This window comes from Pseudoclavibacter sp. JSM 162008, assembly GCF_041366455.1.
Classification (GTDB): Bacteria; Actinomycetota; Actinomycetes; order Actinomycetales; family Microbacteriaceae; genus Pseudoclavibacter.
In genome coordinates, this window is sequence record NZ_JBEWYX010000016.1 from 41,299 (window position 1) to 59,631 (window position 18,333).

Consider the following 18,333-nt stretch of genomic DNA (forward strand, 5'->3'; position numbering starts at 1 on the left):
CCACCCGCGCGCCGCGCTACGCTTCGAGAGTGAATCAAGGTGAGCTGGTCGGGGGGCTGCTCGTCATCTTCGTGCTCGCCGTGATCGCGATCGCCACGATCGTGGTGTTCGGGGACCTCAGCATCCGCCCCCGGCCGCGCCGCCTGCCCGTCTGGCAGTACACGCACCGCGTCATCGGCAAAGACCAGCCCTACGCGACCTCAACGGGTTCGTTCCCGGCAAGCGAGCAGCGCCTCTGGGAGCTCTGGCGCGAAAGCCACACCCCCGGCAGCATCGTCGCCATTCCGGTCGAGCCGGAACCGGTCGCGCCGAAGCCAGCCGCGGACGACACTGACAACGGCAACCGCACCCAGCCGGAAGACGCCGACACCGCAGGCGCAGCTGCCAGCGGGGACAACGCTCAGACTGAAGCCGCCGAGAAGATCCCGGAGGTGCGGCAGGTGCGCGTCGCCCGCGTCTCTCGGGAGCTGCGCTCGGTGTATCCGCTCGCCCTCGTGGGCTTCAACGTGTACTTCGAGGAGTACGAGAAGACCGAGTTCCCGGTCGGCCTCATCGTGCGCGGCAGCGACGGCGTCGCCATGATGACGCTCACCGACGATGACATCGTCGCGTTCGACGAACGCGGTCGACGACTCTGGTCGAGCCGCTGGGAGCGGCTCATCTTCTCCAACGCCCACGACCTGCTCCTCTACAACGGGCACACGCAGATCCGCATCGACGATGAGGATCAGCGCGACCTCGTCGAGGCCCTCGTCGTGAAGTACGGGCGCTTCGAGCAGATGCACTTCCTGCCTGGCCCCGAGCGCCGCGCGCCTGACGCGGACGGCTGACGGCTGACGCCTGACGCTGACGCTCACGCCTCACGCCTCACGCCTCACGCCTCACGCCTCACCTTGCTGGCCGCGGGTCTACGGCCGCCAGTCGCTGGGCTTCGACCCCATGGCGCGACGGAAGGCGGCGCTGAACGCGCTCGTCGTGGCGTACCCGACGCGACCCGCGACGGTGCCGACGGGGACGTCGTCGGCGAGCATCCGCGCGGCCGCGGCCATGCGCACCATGGTGCGCCAGTGCGAGAAGGTCATGCCGACCTCCGACGCGAAGATGCGGGCGATCGTACGGACGCTCAGCGACAGCTGCCACGCCCACGCCTCGACGCCACGATCGTCAGCTGGGTCGTTCAGCACGCGGCGCACGAGCGGAGCGAGGCGCTCGTCGCGGGGCACGGGAACCGTCTCGACGTAGCTCGTCGCCTCTGGCAGCAGTTCGATGACGACCGTCTGCGCCCGCAGGCGCTGGTCGGTCTGCATGGGCGACTCGGCGAGGTGCAGCAGCAGCTCGCGGAAGGCGGCGCCCAGCTGCACGGTGCCGACCGAGGGCCAGTCCGGGGCGACGTCGCTCGTGAAGTAGGTGCAGCATCCGGTCGACGAGGCGTCGACCTCCATCGTGTGCGGCGTGAAGGGCGGCACCCAGACGCCCTGCCCGACGGCGAGCGTGCGCAGGGCGCCTTCGACGAGCACCACGACACTGCCGCGCGACGGCCACATGATCATGCCCTCGGGATGCACGTGCGGCTCCCGGTCCCCGAGGTTCGGGCCGGTGAGCACGGCCGTCGTGAGGAGGAACGGTGCGGGGACGCCAACGGGCCTGACCTCGACGGTCGCAGGCCCTTGGCTGAATTCGAGCGCCTGGAACACGGTGGATCTCCTGGTTGTCCGGAACGCAACAGAAGTTGGCCGAACGTATCGCTAGCTGGACTTAGGTGAACCTTACTATCGACGGATGCTCCGTGAGAACCCCAAGGTCCCGACCCCCGCATCCGTCATGCGAGACGCACTGTTCGCGTCGGGACGCAGCTGGCGGCTCACGCTCGCGACGCTCGGCTACGTCGTCCATGAAGCTGCCGAGGCCCTGGTGCCGGTCCTCGTCGGCGTCATCATCGACCGCGCCATCGTCACCGACGACGCCGCCCAGCTCGCATTGTGGCTCGGCGTGCTGCTCGCGAACTTCCTCGTCCTCTCCTTCTCCTATCGGTGGGCGGCGAGGCTCATGGTGCGCATCTACGGGCACGGCGAACTGGAGCTCCGGCGGTCGCTGCTGACGCGGGTCCTGCACCCTAACGGGGTCACGAGTCGCCGCAGCCCGGGTGAGCTGCTGCAGATCACGACCTCAGACAGCTACCGAGTCGCGGGCGTCTCGTGGTCGGTTGTGCAGCAGGGGGCAAGCGCCGCGGCGATCCTCGTATCGTCCGCCGCGCTGCTCGCCATCTCGGTGCCGCTCGGCATCGGGGTGCTCGTCGCGTCGCTGCTGATCCTCGTGGGCATGCACGCGGCGTCCAAGCCCATCGAAGCGAGAGGAGCCCGAGAGCAGGCATCGGCGAGCGCCGCCAGCGACGTCGCGACGGACCTCGTCGCGGGGCTCCGCATCATCCGCGGCATCCGCGCCCAGCCGGAGGCAACGCGTCGGTACCTGGACGCGAGTGCGGAGGCGAAGACCGGCGCGATCGCCGCGAACCGCGGCATCCAGCGGTACCTCGCGGTCAGCGGTGTCGCGTCCGGTGCGTTCCTGGCGGTCCTGGCGTTCTCGGCGGCGGCACTCGCCTCGCTGGGGCAGATCACGCTCGGCGAGCTCGTCGCCGTCGTCGGGCTCGGCCAGTACTTGCAGGGCTCGCTCGCGCACGTGGGCACCTTCGCCTCCAACTGGCTGCACAAGCGCGCGTCGGCGGTCCGGGTCGTCGCGGTGCTTGGTGAGGAGCACGCTGTGCCGATCGAGGACACGCACTCCGGCGGGGCCGGGCTCGTGGATGCGGTGCGCGCTTCCACAGACTCCCCCGCGTCGTTCGCGTGGCGGGCACCGGACGGGAGCCTCATCGACGTGGCCCCAGGGGCGCTCGTCGGCATCAAGCCCTCGACGCCAGCGGCCGCACGCGACCTTGCGGCGACACTCGCCTTCCGGGTTCCGCTCGAGGCCGGCGAGGTGACCGTCGCGGGATTGGACGCCCGCACGATCGGCCCCGACGCCTACCGCCGCCTCGTCTTCGCGCCACCCCACGACGCCACCGTCTTCTCGGCGACGCTCGAAGAGAACCTGTTTCTCGAGGCGCAGGTGACGGAGGGATTGGCAGAAGTGCCAGCGCGAGGGACTTCGACTGGGGCTTTCGCGGCGGCGGGCGAGCGTCCGACGAACTCCAGCTCACGCCGAGATACAGCCGCAGAGCGCGCGGCTCTCACGGAGGTCTCCGCCCTCGGGTGGGACCGGCAGCTCGGCGAACGCGGCCGTCGCCTCTCGGGTGGGCAGCGCCAGCGCGTCCTGCTCGCCCGCGCCTTCGCGAGTGACGCTCGCGTGCTGGTGCTCGACGAGCCCGCCTCCGCGCTGGACCCGGCGACCGAAGCGCGTGTCGCCGAATCGCTCCGCGAGCATCCGGTCACGACGCTGCTCGTCACCCGCAGCCCCCTGCTGCTCGCCGCCTGCGACCGGGTTGTCGAGGTTGGCAGCGAAGCCCACGAAGCGCACGCCGACGAGGAACTGGCCCGCCGATGACCACGAAGACGGCGCCAACAGTGCGCACGCCTGCCCTCCTGCCCATCGCGACGGGCCGCGAGACGGCGCACGCCGTCGCCGCCCTGCTGCGCGCATCCCGGGCGCGGATCGCCGCTGTCGTGCTGCTGCTCCTCGGCGGGTCATCGTCGACGCTGCTCGTTCCGCGTCTCCTGGGCTGGCTCGTCGACCTCGTCACGGGAGGCGCCGGCGTGGCCGCGCTCGTCACGCCCGGCGTGCTGCTGCTCGTCGTCACGGCGGTCTCAGCGCTGCTCGCCTACGCGGGCATCCGCCTGCTCGTCGCGGTGGTGCAGGAGCTCGTGAGCTCCCTCCGCGAGGATGCCCTGGGCGTCGTGCTCGGGATGCGCGCGAGCCAGGCGGAGAGCTCCGACTCGTCGGACATCGTGTCGCGCGTGACCGGCGACGTCGAGTCCGTGACCGAGGCCGCATCCGGCGTGCTGCCGGCGGTCACGCAGTCGTCGTTCATGATCGTGCTGTCCCTGGCTGGCATCGCCGCCATCAACCCGTGGCTCGGGTTCGCCGCGCTGGTGGCCGTGCCCGTGCAGGTGCTCGCGACGCGGTCCTTCATCCGTCGTTCCCGGCCCGTGTATGCGGAGATGCGGGTCGCCGAGGCCGAGCGCGGACAGGTCATCATCGAGGGTGTCAGCGGGGCCGACACGATTCGCGCGCACCGCCGCCAAGCGCTTCAGCTCACCGAGGTGGATGCGCGCAGCCTGCGGTCGATCGACCTCCAGTACGAGGCGGCTCGCATCCGCACGACGTTCTTCGGGCGCCTGAACGCGGGCGAGTACCTGGGCGTCGCGGCGATCCTGATCGTCAGCTTCTGGCTCGTGCAGGCGGGTGCCGTCTCGATCGGCGGCGCGACCGCTGCTGCCCTCTACTTCCTCGCGCTCTTCGGCCCCATCGGGTCGCTGCTGTCGAGCATCGACGAGCTGCAACTCGCCGGTGTCGGGCTCGCGCGGCTCGTCGGGGTCGTCGGGGCGGGCCAGCATCGTGTGAGCGACCGTCAGGGTGACGTGGCTTCTGCACCCCTCGTCGAACTGGCACCAGCAACGCAGTTGCCGCTGCCTGCGATGCCCGCCATCGCAGTCGACGCGGTCGATTTCAGCTACGACGGCGAGCGGATGCAGATCTCTGACGTCACCCTGACTGTCGCGCCGGGTGAGCGCGTCGCGCTCGTCGGCGAGAGCGGGTCGGGCAAGAGCACGCTCGCGCAGCTCATCGTCGGCGCGTTCGACCCGACGGACGGCTCGGTCCTCGTGGGTGGGCGGCCCGCGGCGGCCCGCGAGCGCGACGCGAGCGTGATGCTCGTGACGCAGGAGATCCACGTGTTCGCGGCGACGATCGCCGAGAACCTGCGCTTCGGGGCACCGGCGGCGAGCGGCCAGCAGCTCGCGGACGCGGTGCGCACTGTCGGGGCCGAGTGGCTCCTCGAGCTCGACGAGGGCCTCGAGACCCGCGTGGGCGCATCCGGCCTCGCGCTCGACGGTGCCGCCGCCCAGCAGCTCGCTCTCGCCCGAGTGCTGCTGCGCGACCCCGCGATCCTGGTGCTCGACGAGGCGACCGCGGAGGGCGGGGGCGACGACCCGCTCGGCCTCGACGCCGCGCTCACGGCGGCGACCCGCGGCCGCACCTCGGTTGTCGTTGCGCACCGCCTGTCGCAGGCACGCGTCGCCGACAGGATCGTGGTCCTCCGAGCCGGGAAGGTCGTCGAGGAGGGCGCTCACGACGAGCTGGTTCGCCGTGGCGGTGAATACGCCCGACTGTGGGCCGCGTGGCGGAGCGCCTCGTCGGCCGGTTAGACGCTCGCCTCACGCGTTCGTGGAGCGCGACGCGCCCGCCGGAAACACGGGGGTGGGAGAATGCGTGCATGACGGATGGCACCCTCGGCACCCCGCTCACCCCCGCTTCGACGCGCGCGCTGCTGCTCGGCGCCGGCGAACTCGGCAAGGAGGTCGCGCTCGAGCTGCAGCGCTTCGGCGTCGAGGTCATCGCGGTCGACCGATACGCGAACGCCCCCGCGATGCAGGTCGCGCACCGCAGCCATGTCGTCGACATGCTCGACCCGGTGGCGCTGCGCGCTGTGCTCGCGCTCGAGCATCCGGACATCGTGATCCCCGAGGTGGAGGCGATCGCGACGCAGGTGCTCGCCGAGATCGAGGCGGAGGGGCGCACACGCGTCGTGCCGACAGCGCGGGCGACGCAGCTCACGATGGACCGCGAGGGCATCCGCAGGCTGGCCGCCGAGGAGCTGGACCTCGCGACGTCGCCGGACCGTTTCGCGGACACGTTCGCCGAGTTCGCGGACGCCATCGAAGCGGTCGGGTTGCCGTGTGTCGTGAAGCCGGTCATGTCGTCGTCGGGGAAGGGCCAGTCGGTGATCCGCGAACCCGACGACATCCAGGCGTCGTGGGACTACGCGCAGGAAGGTGGGCGCACGGGCCGCGGCAGGGTCATCGTCGAAGGCTTCGTGCCCTTCGATTCCGAGATCACCCTGCTGACGGTGCGCCACGTCGGCGGCACCGTCTTCTGCGAGCCGGTCGGGCACACGCAGGTCGACGGCGACTACCGCGAGTCGTGGCAGCCGGCCGCGTTGCCTGAGGCTGCGCTCGAGAAGGCGAAGGTCGTCGCGAAGACGGTGACGGATGCCCTGGGCGGCTACGGCCTGTTCGGGGTCGAGCTGTTCATCGTCGGCGATGACGTGCTCTTCTCCGAGGTGTCGCCGCGTCCGCACGACACGGGCCTCGTGACGCTCGTGTCGCAAGATGTCTCGGAGTTCGCGCTGCACGCCCGCGCGGTCCTCGGTCTTCCGGTGTCGGAGCCGCTGCGCATCGGAGCGGGGTCCGGGGAGCCGGCCGCCGCGTCCTGCGCTGTGCTCGCCGAGGGTACGGGCGTGCCGGTCGTCGAGGGTGTGGATGCTGCGCTCGCCATCCCGACGTCGCAGGTGCGGCTCTTCGGGAAGCCGAACGTCGCGGGCAAGCGGCGGGTCGCCGTCGCGCTCGCGCGTGGCGCGGACGTCGACGAGGCGCGGGAGCGGGCGCGCGAGGCCGCGGCGGCGCTGCGTATCACGCTGGACTGAGGCGAGCGGACCTACGCCGCTGGGGAGCGCCAGGCTGGGCACAAGCCTGGGGTCAGCGTGCGCGGGATCGCGCGGCGCCCTTGCGCAGGAGGAGCAACTGGAGCAGGACGGCGGCGGCGAGGATGCCGAACTGCGCGCCGTCCAGGCACAGACCTCCGGGAAATGCATGTTCCCCGCGAGACGAACCTGCATGTCTCGCAGGTCTGCGCCCGCGGGAGGACGCTCGCGCGCCCTAGTCCTCCAGCCCGAGCTCGCGCACGCATTCGCGGAGGAACGCGGCGCCGGCATCGTCGTGGATGAGGTCGCCGAACGTGACGACGTCGTAGTCCTTCTCGAGGATGCCATCGGCGGGACGGACGTCGACGTGCGCGGCGTCGTACCCGCTGGCGTGCAGCTCGTCGGCCATCTTGTAGTCGCTGCGCGAGTCGCCGACCGAGCGCCACCGCTTCGGCAGCGGGCCGGCGGCCTTGAACTCGGCGAGGGCGCGGCGCGCGCCGTGGTCCTTGTCGAGCTTCACCGACTCGATGTCGGTCGAGATGATCGTGGGGTCGATGCGGAACGGGACGAGGCCCTGCGCATCCGGGGCCTCGCGGTCGCCGTGGCGCATGCCGACGCCCTGCTGCGCGGCGAGCTCGAACGCGGCATCGTCGAAGGCCTTCTGCCGTTCGAGGTAGGCCTCAGAGCTGACGTCGGTGCGCTGCTCGACCGAGACCATGGCCTTCTTGGTCTCGTCGAAGAAGAGGACGTCGCTGAACTCCCCCTCGCCCAGTTCGCGGATCGCGGCGACGTACGCGGCGGGCGGTACAACCGTCTCGTCGATCTGCAGCTCGCTCATCCCTTCGGGTGAAATCGCCGACCAGGTTCCACCCTTCTCGTACACGCCGAACATGCGCGCGCCCGGCTGCTGCAGCGCCTCGGCGAGCCCGTTCTCGAAGAGCGGCTCGATGACTCGCTCGCGGATGAACTCCTCGGAGCGGCCCGTGATGAACGCAATGGGAACGCCCGCGGCGGCGAGCGTGACGAGGTCATCGAGGATGCTCTGGATCGCGACGGTGCGGGTCACTGGGCTTGCGATGGGGCCGTCGACGTCGAGGAGGAGGCCGAGGTCAGGCGCTGAAGTGGTCACGTCTCATTGTGGCAGGGGGCGAGTCCCCGGGTCCAGGATGGGCGCGCCCAGTGTCGTCGGCCCCTGCTACCTTGTGCGCGGGGTCGGCTTCCGCATCAGGCCGGCGTGACCCGCAGATCTCGTCGCGGTCCTGCGATGCGGACAGAATGGAGCTCGGCGTGCGCGTATGGAAGTCCTGGATCTGGCCGGGAATCAAGATCCTCCTGGTGGCCGTGATCGCCGTCGCGCTCGTCAAGATCGCCTTCTTCAGCTCCGCACCTGAGGAGTCCGCCGCCATGCCGACCGGCGAGATCGTCGAGCCGACGATCAGCCCCGTGCTCGGCACCATCACGAACGACGTCACGTTGACCGCGAACGTGCAGGAGTCGCCCGCCGTCGAGGCGAAGGTGCCCATGATGGGCACGATCGACGCCGTCTACGCGACGCAGGGCGGCCGCGTCGAGGCGGGCGACGTACTCGCGTCGATCCGCAACGAGAAGACGCCGACCGCCGTGGTTCCGACGGCACCGGATGCGACCGGCGAGGCCCAGCCCGCGCCCGCGGCCGAGCCGGAGTACGAGTGGAACGAGATCGTCGCCCCGACGTCGGGCACGATCACGAAGCTCAACCTCATCGCGGAGCAGCAGGTGTCCGTCGGGGAGGCGCCGGTGGCGATCACTCCGGCGAGCTTCGTCGTGAAGGGCACGATCCCACCGGCCCAGCTGTACCGTCTCGCGACGACGCCGACGGATGCGCAGGTGACGATCACGGCCGGCCCTGCACCCTTCACGTGCACCGAGCTGCGCATCGCGTCTGGTGCAGCGGCGAAGAGCAGCAGCGCCGCGCAGGACCCGAGTGGCGCATCCGGTGCCCCTGAGACGACGGACACCACGACCGTCACGTGCCGCGTTCCTGCCGAGGTGACCGTCTTCCCCGGCCTCGAAGCCAACGTGGTGCTGCACGGCGGGGTGGCGGAGAACGTGCTCACGCTCCCCATCACGGCCGTGAAGGGCCAGGCAGAGACGGGCGTCGTGTTCGTGCAGGGGGCCGACGGCGCCATCGAGGAACGCGACGTGAAGCTGGGCCTCACCGACGGCACGCTCGTGCAGATCGCCGAGGGGGTCTCCGAGACCGACATCGTGCTCGAGTTCGTGCCGGGTGCCGACCAGGCGAGCCCGGAGGACTGCTTCATCGACCCGATGAGCGGCACAGAGGTGTGCGGAATGCTCGGCGGCTGAGGTGGCGTTCATCGAACTCCGCGACATCTCGAAGTCGGTGCGGGCCGCCGACGACAGCGAGCTGCACATCCTGCGCGGCGTGAACCTGCGAATCGAAGAGGGCGAGCACCTCTCCATCGTGGGCCGCTCGGGGTCGGGCAAGTCGACGCTGCTGAACATCCTCGGGCTCCTGGACGCACCGACGAGCGGCGAGCTGCTCTTCGACGGCAAACCGACGGCGGCGCTGCGCCTGCGGGCGCGTGACCGGATGCGGGGGGCCCAGATCGGCTTCGTGTTCCAGCAGTTCAACCTGCTCAAGGGACGCACGGCGACGGAGAACGTCGCCATGCCGCTGCTCTACGCCCGCGACCGCACGTTCTGGCGGCGCGACGCGCTCGCCAGGGAGGCGCTCACCGATGTGGGCCTCGATCATCGCCTCGACTCGCTGCCCACTCGCCTCTCCGGTGGCGAGCAGCAACGCGTCGCGATCGCACGCGCCATCGTGCGCCGGCCGCGGGTGATCCTCGCCGATGAGCCCACCGGGGCGCTCGACGTCGAGACGGGCGCGCGAGTCATGACGCTGCTCGCCGACATCTCGAAGGAGACGGGGGCCGCGCTGGTCACCATCACCCACGACGAGAACGTCGCGGCGAGAGCCGACCGGATGCTGCGGCTCGATGCGGGCGTGCTGGTTCCTTCGAGCGCCGGCCGGGGTACGGATGCCGCCACGGATCCGGGCACCGGTCTGCATTCGGACAGGGGCACGGCGACAGACCTGCAACTTGACCTGGAGCTCGACGTCGACTCGCCCGTGCCCTCGACTGCGACTGCGACGAGGGCCAGGACGACCGAGGCGACTCCCGCGGAAGGCGGGAGCGCATGAGCTGGTTCACGCAGGTCGCCGGCGCGTTCATCGAGGCCTGGGATGAGCTGCGAGTGCACCGGGTGCGCGTCACGCTGGCGCTCGTCGGGATCGGGATCGCCGTGTTCGCGATCGTCGCGGTCACGGGGCTCGGGTCGATAACACGGCAGTCGTCCATCGAGATCTCCGAACGCTCGAGCGGCCGGCCCGCGAGCTACCAGCTGACGGTGTCGAGCGAGGCCACCGACGAGAAGGTGGAGGTCTACGAGGCGGCGTACGCCGCCGCCATCGAACGGTACGGGATCACGTACCAGTCGACGTCCGGGTACGGAGCGACGCGCATCCAGTTCGTTGACGGGGTCGCCGACGTCGAGTCGATGATCGTCGATCCGGCGTACGGGGAGATGCACCGGGTGAAGCTGCTCGACGGGTCCTGGCTCACGGCCAGCGACGCCGAGCGCCTCGCGCCAGCGGTCGTCATCAACGAGACCATGTGGAACCGGCTCGGCAACCCCTCGATGGCTGAGCATCCGACGCTCGAGGTCGCAGGGTCCGCTCCGACCACGGCCGTCGTGGTCGGTGTCTCCGCGAACATCTACCCGGACTATCCGGAGCAGCTCTACGTTCTCAGCGATGCGCAGCACCTGCTCGGCGCCAGCTCGGGCGGCGGGATGATGGGCGGTGGCGGCATGATGAGCGGATCCTTCACCGACCCGTTGGCTGCTGGCGCGGAGGGGAACTCCGCCATGTTCCCCACCTACGAGCTGTGGTTGCCCCTCGAGAACCACGAGCAGCTGTCGAGCCAGATCGTTCGGGACCTGAAGGCGGCGCTCGGTGAAGGCGGGGCGGTCGAAGCGCAACGGATGGACTACCTGGCGTGGGGCGACGATCCGTTCCTGGCCGTGCAGATCCTGGTGACGGCCGTCGGCGGCATCGTCTTGCTGGTCGGCACGATCGGGTTCGTGAACCTGTCCATCGTGACGGTCAAGCAGCGGGTGCGAGAGATCGGCATCCGTCGTTCATTCGGAGCAACGGGTGGGCGCGTCTTCTTCTCGATCCTGCTGGAGAGTGTCGTGGGGACGCTGCTCGCAGGCGTCGTGGGCATCGGCTGCGCGATCGTGCTGCTGCAGAATCCGCTTGTCCAGGAGGCCATCACGGGTGGGCTCGGACTCACCGACTCGGTGCCGTTCCCGGTCGATGCTGCGGTGCTCGGCATCGTCGTCAGTGTCGGTGTCGGGCTGCTGGCAGGGTTCATCCCGGCCGTCATCGCGACCCGCAGCAACGTGATCGACGCGATCAGGTCATAGGGCGTCGCTGCGTCGTTCGGGTTCGGGTTCGGGTTCGGGGTTCGGCGTCCGAGCGTCCGAGGCTCAGCGGTTGGCTGGCCTGCGCCGGGTCCAGCTCGGCGGCTAACTGGCTTGCGCGGCTTCCGGCCCGGCGATCGGCGTGCCGAAGCGAAGGGCGGCGACGACGGCCCAGATCAAGAGCAGCGGTAGCGCGACGTAGGCGCCGGCCATGAGGGGTGCACTCAGCGTCAGGTAGCCGGCGGCGGATACGAGCAGCGCGAAGACGGTCGCACCGCTGACAAGCGTCGCCCAGAGCACGCGCCGAGTCTGGCCGATCAGCACGATCAGCACGAGGGCCGCCAGCGCCAGCATCTTCACGCCGTCGACGACCTGGATTGCCGCCCAGATCTGCCCGGAGTCGAGACCGATCACGCCTGCTGCTCCGTCGGATGCGAGCCCGAACGTGAGGAGCGCTTCGCCGGCCAACTGGATGAGCGAGAGCACAAGCGTTGCCAGGCCCGCACCGCGGGTGGCTCTGCGCATCCGCTCGCTGCCGAGCAGGGTCGACATCCCGTAGAGCGCGACGGCGGCGAGGCCATGCACGAGTGCCGCGTTGACGAGCACGCTCGGCGAGGTGGCGTAGGCGGCGGCGATGGTGGCCGAGCTGTCGCTGGGGGCGACGTCGGGGGCACCGACCAGCAGGCCGCTCACCCAGGCCGACACGTAGACGCCGCACCACACCCACAGCGTGCGCTGGATCTCGAGCGTCGGGGCCGCGAGCGGTGAAGTCATGCGACAACGCTAGCCGGGGCGCGCGAATGGATGCTGTGTTCAGGCGGGTGGGCGCTGGGCCCTTGCGGATGGATGCTCACCTCACGCGGGCACGGTGCGCTCGCGGCGGTCCACTGTCTGCCCCTTCCGAGCGATACCCCCGTGAATGGGGTTCGTCGGGTGATGGGCCGACTCGCCTGTCGCCCATTCCCGCGGAAAATGTGGCACCTATGGCCAAGAAGTGACGCCCGAAACGCAGAATGTCGGTGGTCCGGGAGACGATGCAGGCATGCAGAACGAAGCCGTCGACTCCAAGGCACCGCAGGCAGCGGCGCTCGGTCGTTCCGCGACGACGGGTGAGGTCCGTGACCGCCTCGAGGCTCGCCTCGGCGTCGAACTCGCCGTCGTCGACGGGGCATGCGACGAGGCTTCGCTGCAAGGGGTGCCCACCCGTTCCGTCAGGACCCGTCAGGTGCGCGACCGCCTCGCGGCACGACTCGGCGTCGAACCCGCCGTCGTCGACGGGGCCTGCCAAGACGCCGAAGACCGAGCGGCCGGCCCACGCCGCGCCCTGCTGATCTCCGCGCTCGCCGACAACCAGCGGCAGCTCAACAGGCTGCACGGCGAGCAGGCCGAGCTGCACGCTCAGGCGCTCGAGATGGGCCTCCGCGGCGATGAGCTCGCTGGCACGTCAAGTCCGGCACTCGAGGTTCGGTCGCTTGCGGGTGAGATCGGGGCCGTGTCCGGAAGGTCGCAGCGGTCGGTGCAGATCGAGCTCGGTCGGGCGTATGCGATTGCCAAGGTCTTCGAGCCGGTTCAGGGCGCCATGGAGGCCGGAGCGATCAGTCGGGCGCACGCGCTCGTGATCGTCGACGCCGGTCTTCGCATCGTGCACCCCGACCCGGCCGAGCTCGAGCGCCGCAGGGCGGAGTTCTGCAGGGTGGTGCTCGAGAAGGCAGTCTCGACGACGCCTGGCCGCATCAAGGCGCTTGCGGAGCGCGCTGCCGAAGAGCTGACGGAGGAGTCGCTGGATGAGCGCTTCGAGCGGGCCCGCCGCACTCGGAGGGTCACGCTTGCGCAGCTCGAAGACGGGCTCGGCGAGCTGTCCATCGTTGACTCCTACGCGAAGCTCAGGCTTGTCTTCGACCGCACGACGAGGCAGGCGCGCGTCATCAGCGACGCCGAGCGACGGGCAGCTAGAGAGCGTGCCGACTCTGATCGCGCTGCGGACTCCGGTCACGCGGCAGGCTCCGATCACTCGGCGGACTCCGGTCGCGCTGCGGACTCCGGTCACGCGGCAGGCTCTGATCACTCGGCGGACTCCGGTCACGCTGCGGACTCTCTCGAGGCCGAGGCCGAGGCCGGCGATCCGGCCGGGCAGCTGGCCGGTTCCCATCTGTCTACGGGCGACCTCGAGGATGGGACGGCGGGCGCGGGCGTGGGGGCGCGCGCGGAGGCGATTGACGCGGACGAGGCCCCTCTGCCGGAGCCACGTTCGCTGGATGAGGTGCGAGCCGACGTGCTGAGCGACAGTTTCCTCCGGGCGACGCCAGAGGAGTTGAAGGGCCGAGACCCCGTCGAGGCGAAGATCGCCTTCGTGGTCCCCGTCGAGGCGTACCTTGCTCCGGCGGCGCCTCAGCACCGCGGAATGGTGCCGGGCGTGCCACCGGATTCGCCTGGCGCTACCGACGCTCCGCCGCCGCGTGTGGCCTCAGTTCCGGCCCTTCTTGACGGTTACATCCCCGTTCCGACTGCGGAGGTTCGCCGTCTCATCGACGCGGCTCCCGAGTTCGAGCGCATCTTCACCGACCCCATCAAGGGGACGCTTGTCGAGGTCGACAGCTACCGACCGACGAGTGCGATGCGACGCCGGCTCGCCGTTCGCGACGGTCGGTGCCGCTTCGTGGGCTGCATGATGCCGGCGAACCGCTGCGAGATCGACCACACGAAGGCCTGGGAGGAAGGCGGACCCACGAGTCTCCCCAACCTCGGCTACCTCTGCAAGGGCGACCACACGGGCAAGCACCACGGTGATTGGGCCCTGCAGCAACTGGCGGATGGGACCTACGAATGGAGCTCACCCACCGGACTCCTCTTCCGAGACGAGCCAGTGCAGTTCGGTCGGCTCACAGCTTTGCCACCGCCCATCCCTGCCGTGGATGCTCATGCCGTCGACCCGCCAGACGCGAGAACCCCGCGAGGGCCAAACACCCCTGCAGATCCTGCGAACCCTGCAAACCCTGCAAACCCTGCAAACCCTGGCGACCCTGCGCGCCTTGCCGAGCTTGGCGAGCTTGGCGAGCTTGGCGAGCTTGGCGAGCTTGGCGAGCTTGGCGGTCCTTATGACTCTGGCGACACCCGTGCATCCCCCGACGCAGGCGATTCCAGCGACACCGGCGACGCCGACGCCGACGCCGACGACGCTGGCGACGCTGGCGACGCTGGCGACGAGGATCGTGGGCAGCGCTTCCCGAAGGTCGGTCTCCTGGAGGAGTTCCGGCGTGAACGTGCGGCGAAGAAGGCGGCCATCGACGCGGCGGACTCTCGGACGCGGCAGCCGGAGTTCCGTCCAACAGCGCAACAAGACAACGCTGAAGGCTTGGCACAGAACCTGCCAGAGGGCGGGGCGGGAACCGGAGATCGCCTGGGTCAGGAGGACCCGGACTCATCGCACGACCCACCGCCCTTTTAGGCCTTCGGATTCCCACCCCGTTCACCGTTGGCGGGGCGTCTCGCGGTCGTACATTGAGATGCAGGGGCGGCGGCAGTCAGGTGCAACGCAACAACACGATGGGACGGCCGCGAAGCAGCCGCGCTCGCAGCAGGGCTGACGGCGGCGGTCGGGCACCGACCGTGGCATCGACCGTGCCAACGGACGTGAGAGCCGTCAGGAGAGCGGTCGGGGCTGCGACGCCAACTGCAAGAGCAGCAAGACCCAAAGCGACAAGCAGCAAGCAGCAAGCTCATGAGTGCGATCAAGGGAGACGCCATGGCCGGCCAGATCATCATCGACCTCTTCACGACGCTGGACGGGGTGCAGCAGGCTCCGGGCGGTCCGGAGGAAGACCCGGAGGGTGGGTTCAGGTTCGGGGGTTGGCAGGGGCCGCTCATCGATGAGGTGGACGGCGAGCAGGTGAACGCGGGCATCCAGAGCATGGATGCGCTGTTGCTGGGCCGCAAGACGTACGACATCTTCGCGGCGTACTGGCCGCGATACGCGGATGGTCCGTCGGACAGCATCGCGTCGGTGTTCAACAGTATCCCGAAGTACGTGGCGTCGCGCGGCAACCCAGAACTCCCGTGGGCGACGTCACACCTTGTGGGGCCGGACCTGGCGACCGAGGTGGCGGCACTCAGGGAGCGGCACTCGAGCATCCCCGTGGTCGGGAGCGTCGACTTCGCGCAGGACCTTGTGCGGGAGGGGCTCTTCGACGTGCTGAACCTGTGGGTCTACCCGGTGGTGCTGGGGGCCGGGAAGCGCCTCTTCCCCGACGACGGGCCATCCCTCGGGTTGACGCTCCTCGAGCCGCCCGTCGCGTCCCCGAAGGGCACCGTCCTCCTCAAATATGGACCAGGCGGGCCCGTGGAGACGGCCGACATGGACGAGGCTCTCCGCGAGCGCTGACCGGCCCCGACCGCCGTTTGGGGATCGAGGTCGGGGATCGGGATCGGGAACAGGAGCACAGCCGCTCCCGCCTCGACCTCGACCACGACCTCGTTTGCACCGACGACCACAACCACGGTTGCACCGACGACTGCAGGCGTAACTACGACGAACCGCCGCCCCGGATTTCGAGGCAGCGGTTCGCCGTAGACGCAATTCAGCTGTGCCTCGTCCGCGCCTCAGTGCACGGGGTGCTTGCGCTCCAGCGCGGCCCCTTCGACGTCGACGTTCGGCATGATCTTGTCGAGCCACTTCGGCAGCCACCACGCTGACTTGCCGAGGAGGTGCATGAGCGACGGCATGATGAGCATACGCACGATGAACGCGTCGAGCAGCACACCGAACGCGAGCCCGAACCCGATCGAACGGATCATGGTCGACTCGGCGAACACGAACCCGCCGAACACCGACACCATGATGAGCGCCGCCGCGATGACGACAGCCCGGCCAGCGCGGAAGCCCTGCACGACCGCGACCCTCGCCTCCGCCCCGTGCACGTACGCTTCGCGCATCCCGGACGCGAGGAACAGCTGGTAGTCCATGGCGAGCCCGAAGAGGATGCCCACGAGGATGACCGGGAGGAAGCTCAGGATGGGGCCCGTCGCGTGCAGCCCGATGAGGTCAGCGAACCACCCCCACTGGAAGACGGCAACCACGGCACCGTACGTCGCGAACAGCGACAGGATGAACCCGCCCGTCGCGATGAGCGGCACGAGGATCGACCGGAACACGAGGATCATGATGAGCAGCGACAACCCGACCACGAGGGCGATGTAGAGCGGCAGCACCGAGTTGAGACCCTCGGAGATATCGATATTGATCGCCGCCTGACCCGCGACGCCGAGCGTGATGCCGTCCTCGATCTCCGGCAGCGCACGCAGCTCACCGACCAGCTGCTCCGTGGAGACGCTGTTCGGCCCCTCCGCCGGAATCACCTGGAACGCCGTGAGGCTCTTGTTGTCGGAAACCCCGATCGGGGCGACCGCCGTCACGTCATCGAGCGACGCCAGCTTCTCCGCGACCAGCACCTGCTTGTCGAGCACTCCCGCATCATCGAGCCCCTCGGGCAACGTCGCCGTCACGAGCAGCGGCCCAGTCGTGCCCGCCCCGAACTGCTCCTCCGTGATCGTGAACGCCTGATACGACGCCGACTCCTCAGGTTCCGACGACCCATCCGGCAGCCCGACCCTCATGGAGAGCGCGGGGATAGCGATCGTCAGCAGCACGGCAACGCCCGCGAACACGGTGACGATGGCCCGCCACGTCGGCATCGCCTTCAGCGGTGCAGCGTGCGCGGCACGCACCTGACCCGTCACGACCCCGACACCGCCAGTTGCGGTGCCGCCGGCCTCGCCAACCCCGCCGCCCGTGCCGTGCAGCTTGCGGATGTGCGCCCGCCGCCGCTTGTTCAGCACCCGCATCCCGAGCTTGCCGAGCAGTGCAGGCGTGAGGGTCACGGCGATGAGCACCGCGATGAGCACGCACACCGCGCCGGCCGTGCCCATGAGGCCGAGGAACGGGATGCCCGTCACGTTGAGAGCAAGCAGGGCGACGATGACCGTCGCGCCCGCGAACACCACCGCGTTGCCGGCGGTGCCGTTCGCGAGGCCGATCGACTCGCGCACCTCCATGCCCTGCATGAGCTGCTTGCGGTGCCGGTTCACGATGAACAGCGAGTAGTCGATGCCCACCGCGAGCCCCAGCATGATGCCGAGAACCGGGGTGACCGACGCCATCTGCACGACCCCGGAGAACGCGAGCACGCTGACGACGCCGATCGCGACGCCCACGAGCGCCGTGAGGATGGGGAGGGATGCGGCAAGCGCCGACCCCAGCAGCACCAGCAGCACGATGGCCGCGAAGACGAGGCCAACCGCCTCGCCGATGCCGAAGATCTGCGGCACGCTCTGGGCGATGTCCGTGGAGAACGCCACGTTGACACCGTCGACGGGGTGCGCCTCGAAGTACTCGATGACGCCCTGCTTGGCTTCCTCGCTCAGCTCCAGGCGAGGCTCCGTGAACGACACGTTCACGATCGCCGTCGAGCCGTCCTCCGAGACGAGGCTGATGCCGTCCGACAGCTCCACGAGCGTCGCGCCGTTCTCCAGCTGCTGCAGCTGCGTGTCGATCTCAGCCTGGGATGCATCCAACGTCGCCTGCTGTTCGGCGAGCGCCTGCACCTGTGCGTCCAGCTGCGCCTGCTGCCCCGCGACGGCCTCGACCTGCGGCGCCGGGTTGCCCGCCGCCTCGAGCTGCTGCTTCGCGGCATCCAGCTGCGCCTGCGCGGCATCCAGCTGGGCCTTTCCTGCATCGAGCTGCGCCTGGCCCGCGTCAAGCTGCGTCTGACCCTCGGCGATCTGCGTACGACCGCTCTCGACCTGAGCCGCCTGCCCCTCGAGCTCGGCGGTCGCCGAGAACGGGTCGATGACGTCGGCCACGTCGTCGAGGTCGCCGCGATCCGCGATGACCGCGCTGATCTCCGTACGCTGCGCGTCCGTGAGCGCCGACCCGTCCGCCGTCGAATAGACGACGGTGCCGGATGCGCCCGCGAAGTCGGGCAGCTGCTCCTCGAGGTCCGAGATGACCTCCCCGGATGCGGTGCCCGGCACGTCGAAGCTCGACGTGAGGCCCTTGAACCCGATCAGGAACCCACCGACGGCGAGCCCGAGGATGACCAGCCAGGCCCCCACGACGACCCACACTCGGCGGGTAGCGAAGTTCCCCAGGCGGTACAGCAGTTCGGCCATCAGCATCCTCTCGGCGCACAAGATCGTGCGCGCTCGTTCGTGGTGGC

13 protein-coding genes are annotated in these 18,333 nt (G+C 69.7%); 9 read left to right on the top strand and 4 right to left on the bottom strand.

Annotated features, from left to right (window positions below; translation table 11 throughout):
* The first annotated feature begins 29 nt into the window (after nt 1-29).
* Nucleotides 30-830: a hypothetical protein gene (locus ABVF28_RS13300; protein ID WP_371030831.1), complete on the top strand. Its 801-nt coding sequence runs from the start codon at nt 30-32 to the stop codon at nt 828-830.
* 78 nt (nt 831-908) lie between these two features.
* Here ABVF28_RS13300 and ABVF28_RS13305 read toward each other — a convergent pair whose 3' ends face one another.
* Nucleotides 909-1,694, bottom strand: coding sequence for an AraC family transcriptional regulator (locus ABVF28_RS13305; RefSeq protein WP_371030832.1), 786 nt, complete (start codon nt 1,692-1,694; stop codon nt 909-911).
* Between the two features lie 85 nt (nt 1,695-1,779).
* Between ABVF28_RS13305 and ABVF28_RS13310 the strand changes: the two genes are divergently transcribed.
* From ABVF28_RS13310 to purT, 3 genes are all read left to right on the top strand, one after another.
* A complete protein-coding gene (locus ABVF28_RS13310) occupies nt 1,780-3,537 on the top strand; it encodes an ABC transporter transmembrane domain-containing protein (RefSeq protein ID WP_371030833.1) in 1,758 nt (585 codons plus the stop codon).
* The gene (locus ABVF28_RS13315) at nt 3,534-5,357 is read left to right on the top strand and encodes an ABC transporter ATP-binding protein (protein WP_371030834.1); all 1,824 of its coding nucleotides are present in this window, start codon (nt 3,534-3,536) and stop codon (nt 5,355-5,357) included. Before ABVF28_RS13310 ends, ABVF28_RS13315 begins: the two co-directional genes overlap by 4 nt.
* Before the next feature lie 68 nt (nt 5,358-5,425).
* The gene (gene purT / locus ABVF28_RS13320) at nt 5,426-6,634 is read left to right on the top strand and encodes a formate-dependent phosphoribosylglycinamide formyltransferase (protein ID WP_371030835.1); all 1,209 of its coding nucleotides are present in this window, start codon (nt 5,426-5,428) and stop codon (nt 6,632-6,634) included.
* Nucleotides 6,635-6,866: 232 nt separating this feature from the next.
* Here the strand turns inward: purT and ABVF28_RS13325 are convergent, their stop codons facing one another.
* Complete coding sequence (locus ABVF28_RS13325) at nt 6,867-7,760, bottom strand: hypothetical protein (RefSeq protein WP_371030836.1); 894 nt, start codon at nt 7,758-7,760, stop codon at nt 6,867-6,869.
* Nucleotides 7,761-7,918: 158 nt separating this feature from the next.
* On the opposite strand from ABVF28_RS13325, the gene ABVF28_RS13330 reads away from it, so the two are divergent.
* The 3 genes from ABVF28_RS13330 to ABVF28_RS13340 are packed head-to-tail and all read left to right on the top strand — an operon-like array spanning nt 7,919 to nt 11,125.
* Nucleotides 7,919-8,977 carry a hypothetical protein gene (locus ABVF28_RS13330; protein WP_371030837.1) on the top strand — a complete coding sequence of 353 codons (1,059 nt, stop codon included), beginning with the start codon at nt 7,919-7,921 and terminating at the stop codon, nt 8,975-8,977.
* Nucleotide 8,978: 1 nt separating this feature from the next.
* Entirely contained in the window at nt 8,979-9,839 is an 861-nt protein-coding gene (locus ABVF28_RS13335; RefSeq protein ID WP_371030838.1) for an ABC transporter ATP-binding protein, read from the top strand.
* Entirely contained in the window at nt 9,836-11,125 is a 1,290-nt protein-coding gene (locus ABVF28_RS13340) for an ABC transporter permease (protein WP_371030839.1), read from the top strand. Before ABVF28_RS13335 ends, ABVF28_RS13340 begins: the two co-directional genes overlap by 4 nt.
* 102 nt (nt 11,126-11,227) lie before the next feature.
* Here the strand turns inward: ABVF28_RS13340 and ABVF28_RS13345 are convergent, their stop codons facing one another.
* Nucleotides 11,228-11,896, bottom strand: coding sequence for a hypothetical protein (locus tag ABVF28_RS13345; RefSeq protein WP_371030840.1), 669 nt, complete (start codon nt 11,894-11,896; stop codon nt 11,228-11,230).
* Nucleotides 11,897-12,164: 268 nt separating this feature from the next.
* Between ABVF28_RS13345 and ABVF28_RS13350 the strand changes: the two genes are divergently transcribed.
* The gene (locus ABVF28_RS13350; protein ID WP_371030841.1) at nt 12,165-14,567 is read left to right on the top strand and encodes an HNH endonuclease; all 2,403 of its coding nucleotides are present in this window, start codon (nt 12,165-12,167) and stop codon (nt 14,565-14,567) included.
* Between the two features lie 273 nt (nt 14,568-14,840).
* Entirely contained in the window at nt 14,841-15,500 is a 660-nt protein-coding gene (locus ABVF28_RS13355) for a dihydrofolate reductase family protein (protein WP_371030842.1), read from the top strand.
* A 218-nt stretch (nt 15,501-15,718) separates the two neighbouring features.
* On the opposite strand, the gene ABVF28_RS13360 is transcribed toward ABVF28_RS13355, so the two are convergent.
* Nucleotides 15,719-18,286 carry an MMPL family transporter gene (locus ABVF28_RS13360; RefSeq protein ID WP_371030843.1) on the bottom strand — a complete coding sequence of 856 codons (2,568 nt, stop codon included), beginning with the start codon at nt 18,284-18,286 and terminating at the stop codon, nt 15,719-15,721.
* Between the last annotated feature and the right edge of the window lie 47 nt (nt 18,287-18,333).